A 15,123-nucleotide genomic window follows, 5' to 3' on the forward strand; every position below is an offset into this window, starting at 1 on the left:
GTTTACATGCACCTTCCGAGAGGCGTCGTCCCGAGTGGGCCGATAACCGTGTTAAAGCTTAGGCTTTACAGCCAGCCTCGGCTCGCCCCGATCCACGGAAGTCGACCTCCGATGACGGCCTCGCTCAAATACGACAATACTATCATAAACGTGGATCGAAATTGTATTCTTTGTAAACTGATCTACACCGCCCGAGTAATTATATCCGTTCAGCGCGTCGATCTTATTTTTGCAGTATTCGATAAAGGTGCCTGGAGCACGAAGCCCACCACCGTAGCGCTCTACGTAGCTCGTGTGCGTATCCTCGACTAAGTAAACGCCCTCTGGCGTCAAACGATTATATAAATGCTCGATGGTCACAACCTGATGATCATTGATATGACTTCCATCATCCAAAATAACGTCGAACGGGCCGAATTCCTCGCAAATCTCATCAAGAAACGCCGTGTCGGCTTGACTCCCGATCCTTACGTAAATCTGGTCCTCTTCAAACTCCTTGCATTTTTCGGCGATATCGACTCCCACGATCGTGGCGTACGGCCCAAGATATCGTTTCCACATCTGCAGGGAACCACCACGATTGACGCCAATCTCCAACATCGTAATCGACCTGTTCTGAAACCGGGCGACATGCCGCTCATATACGGGAATATACTGCGTCCATTTCTGAACACCGCGGCCTTCATGTGTCAAAAATTGCTCCCAAAGAGACATCGCTCTATAGATCCCCTCTGCTTCCACGGGAGATTATCAATATATCTGACGCCTGGCAACAACGAGACCTTTCGCCGCGCGCCTCTTAGAAGCGCGCGATCAAGACGTCGCTTGACAGTCGCGTCACTCTCCTGATGGATCGCTAATCACGGTCGTTCTGGCAAAATGCGGAGCCGTTGCATGAACTTGTTTGAGTTAATTCGCCGTAAGGATCGGAATGCGCTCGTCCGTGGCGAGGTCAAGGCCGTCACCAAGGCGCTGAACGGTCGCAAATGGTTTGGTGTATCCCTTGCCAGTGGAAGCGAAGTCCGAATTCCAAACGCCTCCCGGTTTTTTACTCTGCGGGGATGGCCTGATTTCTGTGGTTGGCATTCGCACGGGTCTTCATTGAGTCCTGATTTAGAGGTCGGTTTTGCTTTGCAGGGAACTGAGGCTTTGATCAGCTCGACCGAGATTCGCAGCGGAACAAGGCTTGTCCCGCTGTTCTTAAACTGGCCGAAGAGCGGGGAATTGGCTGTCGACCTTGTCATCCGCACGACCAAAGCCGAAGAGCCTTCCGACACGGTATTCGTGGCCACTAGCCGCGCCCTTTCACGGGACTGGCTTTACGCGCTCGCAAAAGGACGGGGCGTTGAAATCGGACCGGGACCAGTTCCGCAGATCCTGCCGGCTGACGACGTTCAAGTCTCCTATGTCGAACAGATGCCTCCGGCGGAATGGAGTCGGCTTTACAATCAAGGTGGCAAGTATCCGGAGAATCCAGAACTATGGGACTCATATGTTGTTGGCGATGCCTGCGATCTCCCAGTAGACGACAAATCTCTTAACTTCATTTTCGGTAGCCACGTTTTCGAACATCTTGCGAACCCATATGGGCATCTGCAACGCTGGCATCATAAGTTAAAGTCGGGCGGGCGCATTCTTTGCGTTATTCCCGACCTTTCCGGCACGAAAGACGCGGTGCAGAAGCCAAGTACGCCTGCCGAATGGGCGTCTGAATTCGAACGGGCGATCTGGGAGCCGACGATAGACCATTATGTCCGCCACATGCATCGTAAAGCAGACGATCCACGGCTTCAAAAAGCAATATCAGACAAAGAGTCGATCCATGTGCATTACTACACTAACAGCAATTGCCGTGAGCTGATGGATTGGGCCTGCGCCGAAGGCGGCTTTGCGAAATTTAGCCTCAACTGGACCGCGAACACCAAGGATTTTCACTTCATGCTCCAAAAGGCATGAGCTTAAATTCGACTGGCCAGCAGACTGTAGAACAGCCCTGGCTAGAGCCTGTCCTGCCCGAACGCCCGCCCTTACGGCTCGAGCTCGCTGTCCCAGTAGAGATAGTCGATCCAGCTGTCGTGGAGGTAGTTGGGCGGGAACAGCCGGCCGTTGCGGTGCAGGTCGTGCACCGTCGGCGGGAACGGCTCCTGGGCGGGATGCATGCCGCAGTCGGCCGGCATCTGGCCGCCCTTTTTCAGATTGCAGGGCGAGCAGGCCGCGACGACGTTCTCCCACGTGGTCAGGCCGCCCCTCGACCGGGGGATCACGTGGTCGAAGGTCAGATCCTCGCGCGTGCCGCAATACTGGCAGGAGAAGCGGTCGCGCAGGAAGACGTTGAAGCGGGTGAAGGCGGGATGGCGCGCCGGCTTCACGAAGGTCTTCAGGCACACGACGGACGGCAGCTTCATCTGGAAGCTCGGCGAGGAGACCCGCCGGTCGTAATGCGAGAGAACGTTCACCCGGTCGAGAAAGATGGCCTTGATGGCGTCCTGCCACGACCACAGCGACAAAGGGTAGTAGCTGAGCGGACGGTAGTCCGCGTTGAGCACCAAGGCCGGACACGCTTCAGGCGACACGACGACCGTCACCGCGCACTCCTCATCGGCGCGCCGGCGCATCGGCCTGCGCTTGAGGAATAATCTATCTGTTGTGCGTCAGCCTTGTGAAGATGCTCGAAGACTTGTCCTCCGCGGTTTGAGCGCGCTCGCCACGAAGGCCGCGCCCTGGCGCAAGCCCTCGCCGTCGATGCCGTGGCCGAGCCCCGGCGACAGATGCCACTCTACAGGAATTTCAGCCGCCGCAAGCCCGTCTGTCGCGGCGAACAGCGCATCGACCGGAATGACGTCGTCGCGCTCTCCGTGGATCAGCAGGATCGGCGGGCGGCAGGTCGCCTCCTCCTTCAGCGCCTCCGGGCTCACCAGCATGCCCGAGAAGCCGATGATGGCGGCGGGCGGCGCCTTGCGGCGCAAGCCGGCGTGCAGCGCCATCATGGCGCCCTGGCTGAAGCCGATCAGAACCAGGCGGTCGTCGGAGAGGCCGTGGCGGGCGAGCTCGGCGTCGAGGAAGGCGTCGAGCGTCGGGCGCGCGGCGATCACGCCGCGACGGCGCTCGTCGGGGTCGCGGAACGTCAGCGGAAACCACTGGCGTCCCGTCGGCGCGGCCATGCAGCGCTCGGGCGCGTGAGGAGACACGAAGGCGACGTCGGGCATCGCCCTGCGCCATTCCGCGCCGATCGCGATCAGGTCGTTGCCGTCCGCGCCGAAGCCATGGAGAAACACGACGAGCGCCTTCGGGACTCCGGAGGCGGGGGCGAGGCGCGGGCCGTCGATCGTCGGCAGGCTCATGTCGTCTCCTCGGCGCTTTCCGGCCGGTTGGGGGCTGGCGCGGCGTCCCTGCCGCCGCGCTTGCGCAGGTAATAGGCCCACAAGAGCTGCGCGGCCACTCCCCGTAAAGGCCGCCAGCGTTCGGCGATGCGTTCGGCTTGCGCGCGGTCGGGGCGCGCCTCCAGCGCGAACGCCTCTTTCATCGCCGCCTGAACGGCCACGTCGCCGCCCGGAAAGGCGTCGGCCCGGCCGTGGGCGAAAAGCAGGAACACGTCCGCCGTCCAGGGCCCGACGCCCGAAATCGCGACGAGGCGCGCCCGCGCCTCGTCCTCATCGAGTCGGCTGAGCGCCGCGATGTCGAGCCCGGCGTCGACCGCCGCGCAAAGCGCCCGAACCGTCCGGAGCTTGACCCGCGACAGGCCGGCGGCGCGGAACGTCTCGTCGGGCGCGGCGGAAAGGCTCGCATGGTCGATGACGCCGAGCGCCGCCTGCAGGCGGCCATGGATCGCGCGCGCGGCCGCGACCGAGATCAGCTGCGAATTGACGATCCAGACCAGCCCGGCGAGGTCGGCGGTCAGCGTGCGGAGCGGCGGCTCGGCGGCCTCCCGGCGCAGCGCGGCCATGCGCGGGTCGAGCGCGCAGAGCGCGTCGAGCGCTGCGTCGAGCTCAGGCTTTGTGAGAATCCGGTCGGTCGTCACGGCGACGCGACGCTAGCGCGCGCGCCCGACGAATTGAAGCCGCCAGCCTTGCGCAGCTTGGCGAACGAGGTCCGGCCGCCGACTCAAGCGGCGCGCAATTGGGCGCCCGGCGAGGTTCCCCGCGGCCGCCGCTCTGCTAGATCTGTCGGCGCCCCTCAGAACGCAAAGGCCCGAATGGCCGATTTCCTCCCCGCCCGCTCCTATTACGCAGCCGCCAATCCCGCCCCTGCTTCCCGGCCTCCGCTGGAAGGCGCCGTCCGCGCCGACGTCGCGATCATCGGCGCCGGCTTCACCGGTCTGTCCGCCGCGCTTCACCTCGCCGGGGCGGGGCTCAAGGCGGTGGTGCTCGAACAGGCGCGGATCGGCTGGGGCGCCTCAGGGCGCAACGGCGGGCAGCTTCACACCGGCCAGCGCCACGATCAGGACGAACTCGAACGCGTGGTCGGGCTCGACGACGCCCACAAGCTCTGGGACATGGCGGAGGACGCCAAAGCGCTGCTGCGCGGACTGATCGACCAGCACGACATCGCCTGCTCGCTCGAGACCGGGCTGATCCACGTAGATCATAAGCCGGCTTTTGTTCGCCATTCGCACGCCTACGCCGAGAAGCTCGCGCGCGACTACGACTACCCGCATGTGGAGCCGCTCTCGCGCGAGGAGCTTTATGAGCTGGTGAAGAGCGAGGGCTATCACGGCGGGTCGATCGACCGTCGCGGCGGGCATCTCGATCCGCTCGCCCTCGCCTACGGGCTCGCGCGCGCGGCGGAGACGGCGGGCGCGACGATCCACGAGGGCGCGCGCGTGAGGCGCCTGACGGGCGGCGCCCGGCCGACGCTCGAGACCGAGCGCGGCGAGGTTTCGGCCGAGGCCGTGCTGATCTGCACCGACGGGCTGCTCGAAGGGGTTGAGGCGACGGTCGAGTCCCACGTCATGCCGATCGCGAACCACATCGCGACCACGGCGCCGCTGGGCGAGCGCCTCAACGACGTGCTGGCGAGTCGCGCCGCGGTTTCCGACAGCCGCTTCGTGGTGCGCTATTTCCGGCCGACGCCCGACGGGCGGCTGCTGTTCGGCGGCGGCGAGACCTATTCGACGACCCTGCCGCCCGACGTCGCGCCGATCGTGCGCCGCCACCTGCTCGAGGTGTTTCCGCAGCTCGCCGACGTGCCCATCGAGCACGCCTGGGGCGGGGTGCTGGGCGTCACGCCGACGCGCCAGCCCTTCGTGCGCTCGGTCGCCAGGAACGTGTTCGCGGCGGCCGGGTACTCCGGCCAGGGCGTGCTGCTCGCGCCGATGTTCGGCCGGATCCTCGCGGAGGCCGTGCAGGGCCGGTTCGAGGGCTTCGACCTTCTGTCGCAGCTGCCGGTCCCGTCCTTCCCGGGCGGGACATGGCTCAGGAAGCCGATCCTGGTGGCCGCCATGAGCTATTTCGCGCTCAGGGACCGGCTGTAGAAACGAGACGCTTACCGCTCGCGGAAGATCTCGCGCTTGCCGGCGTGGTTCGCCGGTCCGACGATGCCTTCGTTCTCCATCCGCTCCATCAGCGAGGCGGCGCGGTTGTAGCCGATCTGCAGGCGGCGCTGGATGTAGGAGGTCGAGGCCTTCTTGTCGCGCAGCACGACCGCGACTGCCTGGTCGTAGAGGTCGCCCGACTCCTCGCCGAAGTCGCCGGCGTCGAACACCGCCGCGTCGTCGCCCTCCTCGGCGGCGCCCGCCGCCTCCTCTTCGTCGGCCGTGACGGCGTCGCAATATTCAGGGCGCCCTTGCGTCTTCAGGTGGTCCACCACCTTCTCGACCTCGGTGTCGGACACGAACGGCCCGTGGACGCGCACGATGCGGCCGCCGCCGGCCATGTGCAGCATGTCGCCCTGACCGAGGAGCTGCTCGGCCCCCATCTCGCCGAGGATCGTGCGGCTGTCGATCTTGGACGTCACCTGGAAGGAGATGCGGGTCGGGAAGTTGGCCTTGATCGTGCCGGTGATGACGTCGACCGACGGGCGCTGGGTCGCCATCACGATGTGGATGCCGGCCGCGCGCGCCATCTGCGCCAGGCGCTGGATCGCGCCCTCGATCTCCTTGCCGGCCACCATCATCAGGTCGGCCATCTCGTCGACGATGATGACGATGTAGGGCAGCTGGGTGAGGTCCATGACCTCGTCCTCGAACACGCCCTGGCCGGTCTCGCGGTCAAAGCCCGTCTGCACCTGCCGCGTCACCGTCTCGCCGCGCGCCGTGGCTTCCGCCGCCCGGGCGTTGAAGCCGTCGATGTTGCGCACGCCGAGCTTCGACATCTTGCGATAGCGGTCCTCCATCTCGCGGACCGCCCATTTCAGCGCGATCACCGCCTTCTTCGGGTCGGTGACGACGGGCGTCAGCAGGTGGGGGATGCCCTCATAGACCGAGAGCTCCAGCATCTTCGGGTCGACCATGATGAGCCGGCACTTCTCCGGGGCGTGCCGGTAGAGCAGCGACAGGATCATGGTGTTGATCGCGACCGACTTGCCCGAGCCCGTGGTGCCGGCGACCAGCAGGTGAGGCATCTTGGCGAGATCGGCGATCACCGGCTCGCCGCCGATGGTCTTGCCGAGGCAGACCGGCAGCTTCATCGGCGAGGATTCGAAGCTCTGGTCCTCGAGCAGTTCGCGCAGGTAGACGGTCTCGCGCTTGGCGTTCGGCAGCTCGATGCCGATGACGTTGCGCCCCTCCACCACCGCGACGCGGGCCGCGGTCGCGCTCATCGAGCGGGCGATGTCGGAGGCGAGCGCGGTGACGCGAGACGACTTCACGCCGGGCGCCGGCTCGAGCTCGTAGAGCGTGACCACGGGGCCGGGATTGGCGTCGATGATCTCGCCGCGCACGCCGAAGTCGGCGAGCGTCTGCTGCAGCTTCACGGAGTTGCGCTCCAGCGCCTCCTCGGAGAGCTCGGGAGACGGCTCCTCGGTGGCGGCGGGCGTCAGGAGCTCGAGCGACGGCGGCTCGTACTCGAGCGTGACGGGCGGCCGGGCCGAGGCGACCGCGTGCTGGCGCACCGCCGGCTCGACGCGGTTCGCCGCGGGCGCGGACGGCTGGACATGGACGACCGGCGCCGGCTGCGGCGCGTCGACGTTCTGGCGCTGGCGCTCCGCGCGGGCGGCGGCGCGGGCTTCGGCCGCGAGCAGCGGCTTGCGGGCCGGGACGACAGGCGCAGGGACGACAGGCGCAAGGACCGGCGCGGGTTCGACGGCGACGGGCGCCGGCGCCGCGACCGGCGCGGGAGGCTCGACGCTCTGCGTCTGCTGTTCGCCCCAGCCGAAGGAGGCGCGATAAGTCACCGGCGCGAAGCTGACGAAGGGCTGGCCGAGCGAGCCCGTGAAGCGCGAGCCGACGATCTCGGCGAGCGGCTCCGGCTCGGGCGCGGGCGGCGCGAGCGGGACGTTGTCCTGGTCGACCGGCGAAACCGACAGCTCGCCCACATGGATCGTCTCGGCGAGGCGCTGGATGGTGAGCGGGGCCGGACGGCGCACGACGCGCGCGGCGCCTGGAAACGCCATGCCGGCGATCGCGTCGGCGGCCGCCTCGGGCTCGATCGGCTGCTCGTCCTCGGGCTCGCCCGCGACGCGGTTGCGGCCGCGCAGGATGCTGTCCGGGGTGCGGGTGAAGCGGGTGTTGGGGCCGCTTGCGAACGGCTTCAGCCAGCTCGGCGTCTCGCTCGGCTCCGGCAGCGCCGAGACCGGGCGCTCGACGGTGGCCGACAACGCCTCGTCCAAGCCCGCAAGCCCTGCGCGGCGGGCCTGGAGGACATGGTCGGGCGTGCGGACCGAGCGCACCTCGGACGACGCCGCGGGGCGGTTGGAGGGCTGGCCCCCGCGCGTCGCGTTCGAATCGTCGGAGGCGGGCGGACGGCCTGAAAAACGCATGATCGAAGAACCCCGGAGCCGGGCGGATCCGCCGCCCTGTCGCGCGCTCTCAGTAAGCCGCCGTCAGCGTTAACGAAGGGTGGAGCGGACCCGGTTTTCCCCACCTCAGGGTCCCCCTCGCCGGACCGCTCGACCGCGCGCGTTCGTGAACGCAGGGGCGGACCTCAGGGCGCGTTTGAAGGCGCAAGACCAAGGCTTCGGGCCACGATCGCGCGAGCGACGTCGCGGTCAGCGTCGAACGGGTCTAAACTCGGGAAACGTCGATCGACGCTGTCCCCCTCGAACCGGCGGAGCGCTCGCGCATGACGACCGACCCCCGCGACCTTTCGGCGCTCAACGCCTTCGCCCGCTTCGGCCTTGGACCGAAGCCCGGAGACCTGCGCCGCGTCGCCTCCGATCCGCGCGGCGCGGTGAAGGCTGAGCTGATGAGGCGCGACGTCGCGCTGCTCCCCGACCCCTATCTCGACTCGACCGAGGAGATCGCCCGCTCCTTCATCGAGCGGAAGACGCTGCGCCGCATGCGCAACGGCCGCGAGCTGAAGGGCCGCCGCGAGACGGTGGCCGAGATGATGCGCGCCGAAGGCCGGCTGCCCGCGGAGAAGCCCAAGCCCGTCAGGGCCTCGCCGGACGACGGCGGGATGGCCGGGAACGACATGGGCGGAAACGACATGGGCGGCGGCAAGAAAGGCGGCCGGCGCGACGACAAGGTAGAGCCCATGACCAACATCCCCGACCCCGCCAAGTCGCCGATGCCGGACGAGATCGACGCCCGGATCGTGCGGGCGCGCAACTGCGACATCGGCTTCGTGGAGCGCTGGGTGTCGTTCTGGGGAGACCATTTCACCGTCTCGTCGAAGGGCGGCAAATATGTCGGCTGGCTCGGCGGCGCCTATGAGCGCGAGGCGATCCGCCCGCATGCGCTCGGCCGCTTCTCCGACCTGCTGCTCGCGGCGAGCCGTCACCCGGCGATGCTGATCTATCTCGACCTCGACGATTCGCGCGGGCCGAACAGTCCGGCCGGCGGCAAGAAGGGCAAAGGCTTCAACGAGAACCACGCCCGCGAGCTGCTGGAGCTCCACACCGTCGGGGTCGACGGCGGCTATACGCAGAAGGACGTCACCTCGCTCGCCTACGCCCTCACCGGCTGGCGGACGGTGCGGCGGCCGAAGGCGGAAAATCTCGGAGGCTACGAGTTCGACTCCGACGCCCACGAGCCCGGCGCGCAGACCGTGCTGGGCAAGTCCTATCCCGACACGGGCGCGGAGCAGGGCGCGGCGATCCTCGCAGACCTTGCGAGAAAGCCCGCCACCGCCCGCCACGTCGCGCGGCGCGTCGCGGTGGCGTTCGTCTCGGACGATCCGCCGCCGGGGCTCGTCGCCCGCCTCGAAAAAAGCTTCCGCGACACCGACGGCGACCTCAGGGAGCTCGCGCTCGCGCTGATCTCGTCCGACGAGGCCTGGAGCGCGCCTCGCACGAAGATGCGCTCGGCGAAGGAGTTCGTGTTCGCCTCCGCCCGCGCGCTCGAGCGGCCCGACACCAAGCTCCTGATCAAGGGCCTCCAGGCGCTCGGCCAGCCGATGTGGGGCGCGCCCTCGCCCAAGGGCTTCTCGATCTACGGACGGGACTGGATCGCCCCGGACGCGCAGACCAACCGGCTCGACCTCGCGGTCGACCTCGCCGAGGAGCACGGCCCCCGCATGGATCCGAACGCGCTCGCCGACGACCTTCTGGGCGACGTCATGAGCGACGAGACCAGGACCGCGGTGAAGCGGGCCGGCTCGCGCGAGCAGGCGCTCGCCCTTCTGTTGATGTCGCCCGAAATGCAGCGGAGATGAGCATGACCGACGCCTCCCGCCGCGCCGCCTTTCGCGACGCCCTCGCCTGCCCTGACCGCCGCGGCTTCCTGATCGGCGCGAGTTCGCTCACTGCCGCGCTGATGATGCCGAAGATCGCAAGCGCCGCCCGCGCGCGCGACCCGAGGCTCGTCGTCATCGTGCTGCGCGGCGCGATGGACGGGCTCTCCGCCGTGCCGCCTGTCGGCGACGCCGCCTATGAGGGTTTGCGGCCCGACATTTCGCTGAAGCTCGCGAGCCAGAAGGGCGCGGCGCTGCCCCTCGAAGGGCCGTTCGCGCTGAACGGCGCGATGACGCGCTTCCACGGGCTTTACAAGTCCGGCCAGGGCCTCGTGGTGCACGCGGCCGCGACCGGCTATCGCGACCGCTCGCATTTCGACGGGCAGGACGCGCTCGAGAACGGCACGTCGGCCGCCAAGGCCGTCGACACCGGCTGGCTCAACCGCGCGGTTGCGGCGATGCCTTCGGCCGGGCAGGTCAAGCCGATCCGCGGCCTCGGCATCGGGGCGAACGTGCCGCTGATCCTGCGCGGGCCCTCGCCTACCATGACCTGGGCCCCGCCCCGCCTCGACGCCGCCAAGGTCGACACGATCGATCGGCTCGCCGCGCTCTACGCCGCGCGCGACCCCGAACTCGCCAAGGCCTTCGAGGCGGGCGTCGAGACCGACCGCCTCGCGCTCGCCGGCATGGCGGACGACAAGTCGGCGCCGGGCCTCAGCCGCCTCCAGCAGAATTTCGTGGCGCTCGCGCAAGGCTGCGCGCGGCTGATGGCCGACGACGAGGGGCCGCGCGTCGCCGCGCTGTCGTTCGACGGATGGGACACCCACACCAAGGAGGGCGCGGCCACCGGCCGCCTCGCCGGCCTCCTCGGCGGCCTCGACGTCGCGATCGACACCCTGCGCACGGGCCTCAAGGACAAGTGGAAGGAGACCGCGGTCGTCGTGGTCACCGAGTTCGGCCGCACCGCCCATGAGAACGGCGCCGACGGCACCGACCATGGCACCGGCACCGCCGCCTTCCTCGCCGGCGGCGCGGTGAAGGGCGGACGGGTCATGGCCGACTGGCCGGGGCTGAAACCCAATGAGCTGTTCGAGAACCGCGACCTCGCGCCGACCACGGATCTGCGCGCCGTGCTGAAGGGCGTTCTGGCCGACCATCTCGGCGTGCCGGCCGGCGTGCTGACCGAAAAGGTGTTTCCGGGCAGCGAGACGGTCACGCCGGCCAAGGGGCTGATCGCCTGACGGCCGGAGCGGCTGAGGCCGCTCCGCCTCGTCGCGCGAGCCTCAGTCCAGCGCCGCCGACTGGTCGGGAGCGCTTGCGGCCTTCTCCAGCTTCGCGACGCATTTCTTGGCGTTGGTCTCTTTCAGCGCCGGCAGGATGCGCGGCAGCGGCCCGATCGCGGTCGAGCGGTCGCCGCCCTGCTTGACGCCGCCCTTGATCAGCGCCTTGCGCATCGCGCTCGGGCTGAGCGGATCGAGCTTGCAGGCGAGGCGCACGCCCTGGATCGCGATCGCGGCTCCCGTGACGATCGGCGTCGCGCTCGAGGTCCCGCTGAAGCGCACGGTGTAGCGCTGCCGCTCGTCTGCAGGGTTGAACAGATCGCCATATCCTGTGGTGACGACGTTCTGCCCCCAGCCCTGCACGTCGACGCGCGAGCCGTAGCTCGAGAACGACAGCCGCGAGCGGTCCGTGGAGGAGCCGGCTCCGACGATGATGGCGCCGGAGTCGCGCACGTTCCGGTCGAATTGGCCGGCGCATTCCGGCGCGTCGAGATTGACCGCGCCGTTGCCCGCGGCCGCCAGCACGATCACGCCGCGCGCAGTCAGCGTCGAGACGGCGTCGAACACCTCCTGGAGCGTCTCCAGCGGCCCGTAGCGGTTCTGGCTCGTCGGGTAGCCGCAGACCCAATATTGTTGCTCGATGATCAGCACGTCGCCGCGTCGCAGCGTGCCGCCCGCCGCGACGATGGCGCGGGACGGCGAATAGTTCGACTCGACGGTGTTGGCCGGAGCCACATAGGCGGTCGCCTTCGGCGCGATCCCCGTGACGCCGTATTTGTTGTCCTTGCCCACGATCTCGCCGAGCACCGCGGTGCCGTGATTGGCGTCGTTGAAGGGATCGCGCGGGGTGTCGCCGCCGGTGATCACCCGATCGGCCGGGATCTCGAGATCCTCGTGGTCCAGCCGCCAGCTGTATTCGAGGTCGACGACGCGGATTCCCTCGCCCTCGCCGCCCGGATACTTCTTCGACGACAGCGCGCCGACGCCGAGCTTGTTGTTCTTGAGGTAGCCCTGGTCCTTGAAGAATTTCGGCGTCTTGGGCGCGATGTCGACCGGCAGCGGCGCGGGAACCGGCGCGGGGGCGGCGAACTCGACGAAGGGCAGCGCGTTCAGGCGATCGGCGACGGCGGCGGCGTCCGATCCGGCCGGCAGCGACAGCGTGAAATAGAGGTTGAGGTCGGCCATCTGGCGGCCGCTCTCAGCCTCCGCCTCGGCGCGCTGGCTGTCGAGCGTGGCCTCGGGCAGGGAGTGGAGCCGCTTGAGGTTCGCGTCTGAGACGCCGAGCGTCGCGAGCGCCGCCTTGAGCGCCGAGGCTTCGCCCGACGACAGACCCGAGAGGCCCGCGCTCTGGACGCGGAGCCGGCGGCCTTCGCGGAACTTGACGGTGACGCGGTCGCTCGCGCCCATGGCGCGCATCGACTGGTAGCTTTGCTTGGCGACCGGCGCGCGGGGCGCGAGCTCTGCGGCGACGCCCGGTCCCGCCGCGATCACGGCGAGCGCCATTGCGCCAAGCGTGGCGTGAAGCTTCATCGACGTCCCCGCCCCTATTCGCTCCGGTCGTCACGGACCGGAGCGGCAGCTTGACCTTGGCGTCCGCGCCGTCAACTCACGACACGCGGATGCGTAGTCTTACTTATGGGACAGAGGCGGCCGCAGAGCGCGGCCCAGGGGCGCCGGCAGGTCAGGCGAGCCGATCGACGGTCCCGCCGACGCCGGCCTGGTTCAGCGCCTTGGTGGTCTCGGCGGACTGCGTGACCATGTCGGCGATCATCTGCTGCTGCTGGTTCGCGATCTTGAGAGCCGCGATCTGGAAACCGTCGCGGGTCTGGCTGGCGTTGGATGCGACCGCGCTGGCGGCGAGGGACGAGATCTCCATGGGCGCTTGGCCTCCGGTTGGATCGGACGCCGCGACCATAACCGCCGCTTCTTAAGCTTTGGTCAATGTGATCGATCGATTGCGAGAGACCGGCCTAACGGGTCGGGACCGGGTGTTCGCCGCGATAATCGTAGAAGCCGCGCTGGGTCTTGCGGCCGAGCCAGCCGGCTTCGACATATTTCACCAGCAGCGGGCACGGCCGGTACTTCGGATCAGCCAGGCCCTCATGCAGCACCTGCATGACCGAGAGCAGCGTGTCGAGGCCGATGAAGTCGGCGAGCTGGAGCGGTCCCATCGGATGGTTGGCGCCGAGCCGCATCGCGGTGTCGATGGCGTCGACCGAGCCCACGCCCTCATAGAGCGTGTAGATCGCCTCGTTGATCATCGGCAGCAGGATGCGGTTGACCATGAAGGCCGGAAAGTCTTCGGAGACCGCGACCGTCTTGCCGAGCTTGTCGATCAGGTTCTTGGCGTAGTCGAAGGTCTCGTCTTCGGTCGCGATGCCGCGGATGAGCTCCACGAGCTGCATCAGAGGCACCGGATTCATGAAATGGATGCCGATGAAGCGCTCGGGCCGATCGGTCGAGGCGGCGAGCCGAGTGATCGAGATCGACGACGTGTTGGTCGCCAGCATCGTCTCGGGCTTCAGCAGCGGACAGAGCTCGGTGAAGATCTTGCGCTTCACCTGCTCGTTCTCGGTCGCGGCCTCGATCACGATCTCGCACTCGTCGAAACCCTTCAGGCCCTCGACCGGATGGATGCGGCCGAGCGCGGCCTTGCGGTCCGCCTCGGTGATGGCGCCCTTGCCGGTCTGACGCTGCATGTTGCCGTCGATGATCTTCAGGCCGGCCTCGGCCTTCTCCATCGAGACGTCGCTCAGCACGATGTCGAGGCCGGCGAGCGAGCAGACATGCGCAATGCCGCTGCCCATCTGGCCGGCGCCGATCACGCCGATCTTGCGAATGTCGTCAGCCATGTCTTTCGCCATCTGCGGCCCGTGGGCCGCCTCCGTTGCATGCCAGTCGAAAATGAGCGCCGATCTTACGTACTGCGGCGCACAAAGCCAGCGCCGCCGGCCCTCACCCGACCAAAGTCGGCCCGCGAGCCAAGCCTGCGGGCCGTCCGCCGCTTACCTGCCGACCTTCTTGAGCTCTTCCTGCAGCTCCGGCACCGCCGTGAAGAGATCGGCCACGAGGCCGTAGTCGGCCACCTGGAAGATCGGGGCCTCCTCGTCCTTGTTGATCGCGACGATGACCTTGGAGTCCTTCATGCCGGCCAGATGCTGGATCGCGCCAGAGATGCCGAGCGCGACGTAAAGCTCCGGCGCCACGACCTTGCCGGTCTGGCCGACCTGCTGGTCGTTGGGCGCGTAGCCTGAGTCGACGGCGGCGCGCGAGGCCCCGATCGCGGCGCCGAGCTGGTCGGCGAGCGGCTCGATCACTTCCTTGAACTTTTCGGCCGACCCCATGGCGCGGCCGCCCGAGACGATGATCTTGGCCGATCCGAGCTCCGGACGGTCGGACTTGGTCAGCTCCTCGCCGACGAAGCTCGAGATTCCGGGATCAGCCGCCGCGGCGACGTCCTCGATCGAGGCCGAACCGCCCTCGCCGGTCGCCTGGAATGTGGAGGTGCGGACCGTCACCACCTTCTTGGGCTCGGAGCACTTCACCGTCTGGATGGCGTTGCCGGCGTAGACCGGGCGCTCGAAAGTGTCGGGCGACACGACCTTCTGGATGTCTGAGACCTGCATCACGTCGAGCTTGGCGGCGACGCGCGGCAGGATGTTCTTGCCCGTGGTGGAGGAGGAGGCGACCAGCGCGTCGTAGCCGTCCATCAGGCCGAGGATCAGCGCCGCGAAGGGCTCGGCGAGGCCGTGGGCGTACTGGTCGCCGGAGGCCACCAGCACCTTCTCGACGCCCTCGAGCTTGGCGGCGGCCTCGGCCGCCCCCTTCGGGCTCTTGCCGGCCACCAGAATGTGGACCGGGGTTCCGATCTCCTTGGCGGCGGTCAGCGCCTTCACGGTCGCGTCGCCGAGCGTGTCTTCGTGATGATCCGCGAGCAGCAGGGTCGCCATCACTTGGCTCCTTCGAGACATGTGGCCTGCATCGGCCGAGTGCGTGCTTCGAGACGCCGTCCAGCGGACGGCTCCTCAGCATGAGGGGCGTGGATGGATGGCAGGCTCACACCGTCCTGATGCTGA

General features: G+C 67.7%; 13 protein-coding genes. 4 read left to right on the forward strand and 9 right to left on the reverse strand.

The window, feature by feature from the left end; genetic code table 11:
* Positions 1-51: 51 nt before the first annotated feature.
* Positions 52-714 carry a class I SAM-dependent methyltransferase gene (locus ACFOWB_RS02745; RefSeq protein ID WP_378145545.1) on the reverse strand — a complete coding sequence of 221 codons (663 nt, stop codon included), beginning with the start codon at positions 712-714 and terminating at the stop codon, positions 52-54.
* Positions 715-894: 180 nt separating this feature from the next.
* Between ACFOWB_RS02745 and ACFOWB_RS02750 the strand changes: the two genes are divergently transcribed.
* Positions 895-1,956: a class I SAM-dependent methyltransferase gene (locus tag ACFOWB_RS02750; RefSeq protein WP_261401421.1), complete on the forward strand. Its 1,062-nt coding sequence runs from the start codon at positions 895-897 to the stop codon at positions 1,954-1,956.
* A 71-nt stretch (positions 1,957-2,027) separates the two neighbouring features.
* Here ACFOWB_RS02750 and ACFOWB_RS02755 read toward each other — a convergent pair whose 3' ends face one another.
* The 3 genes from ACFOWB_RS02755 to ACFOWB_RS02765 form a co-directional block, all read right to left on the reverse strand.
* Positions 2,028-2,585: an HNH endonuclease gene (locus tag ACFOWB_RS02755; RefSeq protein WP_261401420.1), complete on the reverse strand. Its 558-nt coding sequence runs from the start codon at positions 2,583-2,585 to the stop codon at positions 2,028-2,030.
* Positions 2,586-2,651: 66 nt separating this feature from the next.
* Positions 2,652-3,335, reverse strand: a complete 684-nt coding sequence (locus ACFOWB_RS02760; RefSeq protein ID WP_378146070.1) for an alpha/beta hydrolase — start codon at positions 3,333-3,335, stop codon at positions 2,652-2,654.
* 2 nt (positions 3,336-3,337) lie between these two features.
* Positions 3,338-4,018, reverse strand: a complete 681-nt coding sequence (locus ACFOWB_RS02765; protein ID WP_261401418.1) for a DNA-3-methyladenine glycosylase family protein — start codon at positions 4,016-4,018, stop codon at positions 3,338-3,340.
* 174 nt (positions 4,019-4,192) lie between these two features.
* Here ACFOWB_RS02765 and ACFOWB_RS02770 point away from each other — a divergent pair, with 174 nt between their 5' ends.
* A complete protein-coding gene (locus ACFOWB_RS02770) occupies positions 4,193-5,470 on the forward strand; it encodes an NAD(P)/FAD-dependent oxidoreductase (RefSeq protein ID WP_261401417.1) in 1,278 nt (425 codons plus the stop codon).
* Positions 5,471-5,481: 11 nt separating this feature from the next.
* On the opposite strand, the gene ACFOWB_RS02775 is transcribed toward ACFOWB_RS02770, so the two are convergent.
* Complete coding sequence (locus ACFOWB_RS02775; protein ID WP_378145548.1) at positions 5,482-7,914, reverse strand: DNA translocase FtsK; 2,433 nt, start codon at positions 7,912-7,914, stop codon at positions 5,482-5,484.
* Positions 7,915-8,216: 302 nt separating this feature from the next.
* On the opposite strand from ACFOWB_RS02775, the gene ACFOWB_RS02780 reads away from it, so the two are divergent.
* Together ACFOWB_RS02780 and ACFOWB_RS02785 are read left to right on the forward strand one after the other, a co-directional pair.
* A complete protein-coding gene (locus ACFOWB_RS02780) occupies positions 8,217-9,749 on the forward strand; it encodes a DUF1800 domain-containing protein (protein ID WP_378145550.1) in 1,533 nt (510 codons plus the stop codon).
* Complete coding sequence (locus tag ACFOWB_RS02785) at positions 9,746-11,008, forward strand: DUF1501 domain-containing protein (protein WP_378145552.1); 1,263 nt, start codon at positions 9,746-9,748, stop codon at positions 11,006-11,008. Before ACFOWB_RS02780 ends, ACFOWB_RS02785 begins: the two co-directional genes overlap by 4 nt.
* A 42-nt stretch (positions 11,009-11,050) precedes the next feature.
* On the opposite strand, the gene ACFOWB_RS02790 is transcribed toward ACFOWB_RS02785, so the two are convergent.
* From ACFOWB_RS02790 to ACFOWB_RS02805, 4 genes are all read right to left on the reverse strand, one after another.
* Positions 11,051-12,577: a S8 family peptidase gene (locus ACFOWB_RS02790; protein ID WP_378145554.1), complete on the reverse strand. Its 1,527-nt coding sequence runs from the start codon at positions 12,575-12,577 to the stop codon at positions 11,051-11,053.
* A 151-nt stretch (positions 12,578-12,728) separates the two neighbouring features.
* Positions 12,729-12,923 carry a hypothetical protein gene (locus ACFOWB_RS02795; RefSeq protein WP_261401412.1) on the reverse strand — a complete coding sequence of 65 codons (195 nt, stop codon included), beginning with the start codon at positions 12,921-12,923 and terminating at the stop codon, positions 12,729-12,731.
* Positions 12,924-13,017: 94 nt separating this feature from the next.
* Complete coding sequence (locus ACFOWB_RS02800; protein WP_378145556.1) at positions 13,018-13,899, reverse strand: 3-hydroxybutyryl-CoA dehydrogenase; 882 nt, start codon at positions 13,897-13,899, stop codon at positions 13,018-13,020.
* A gap of 153 nt (positions 13,900-14,052) precedes the next feature.
* Positions 14,053-14,997 carry an electron transfer flavoprotein subunit alpha/FixB family protein gene (locus tag ACFOWB_RS02805; protein ID WP_261401411.1) on the reverse strand — a complete coding sequence of 315 codons (945 nt, stop codon included), beginning with the start codon at positions 14,995-14,997 and terminating at the stop codon, positions 14,053-14,055.
* Positions 14,998-15,123 lie beyond the last annotated feature (126 nt).

This window comes from Chenggangzhangella methanolivorans (genome assembly GCF_042648545.1).
Taxonomy (GTDB): Bacteria; Pseudomonadota; Alphaproteobacteria; order Rhizobiales; family Methylopilaceae; genus Methylopila; species Methylopila methanolivorans.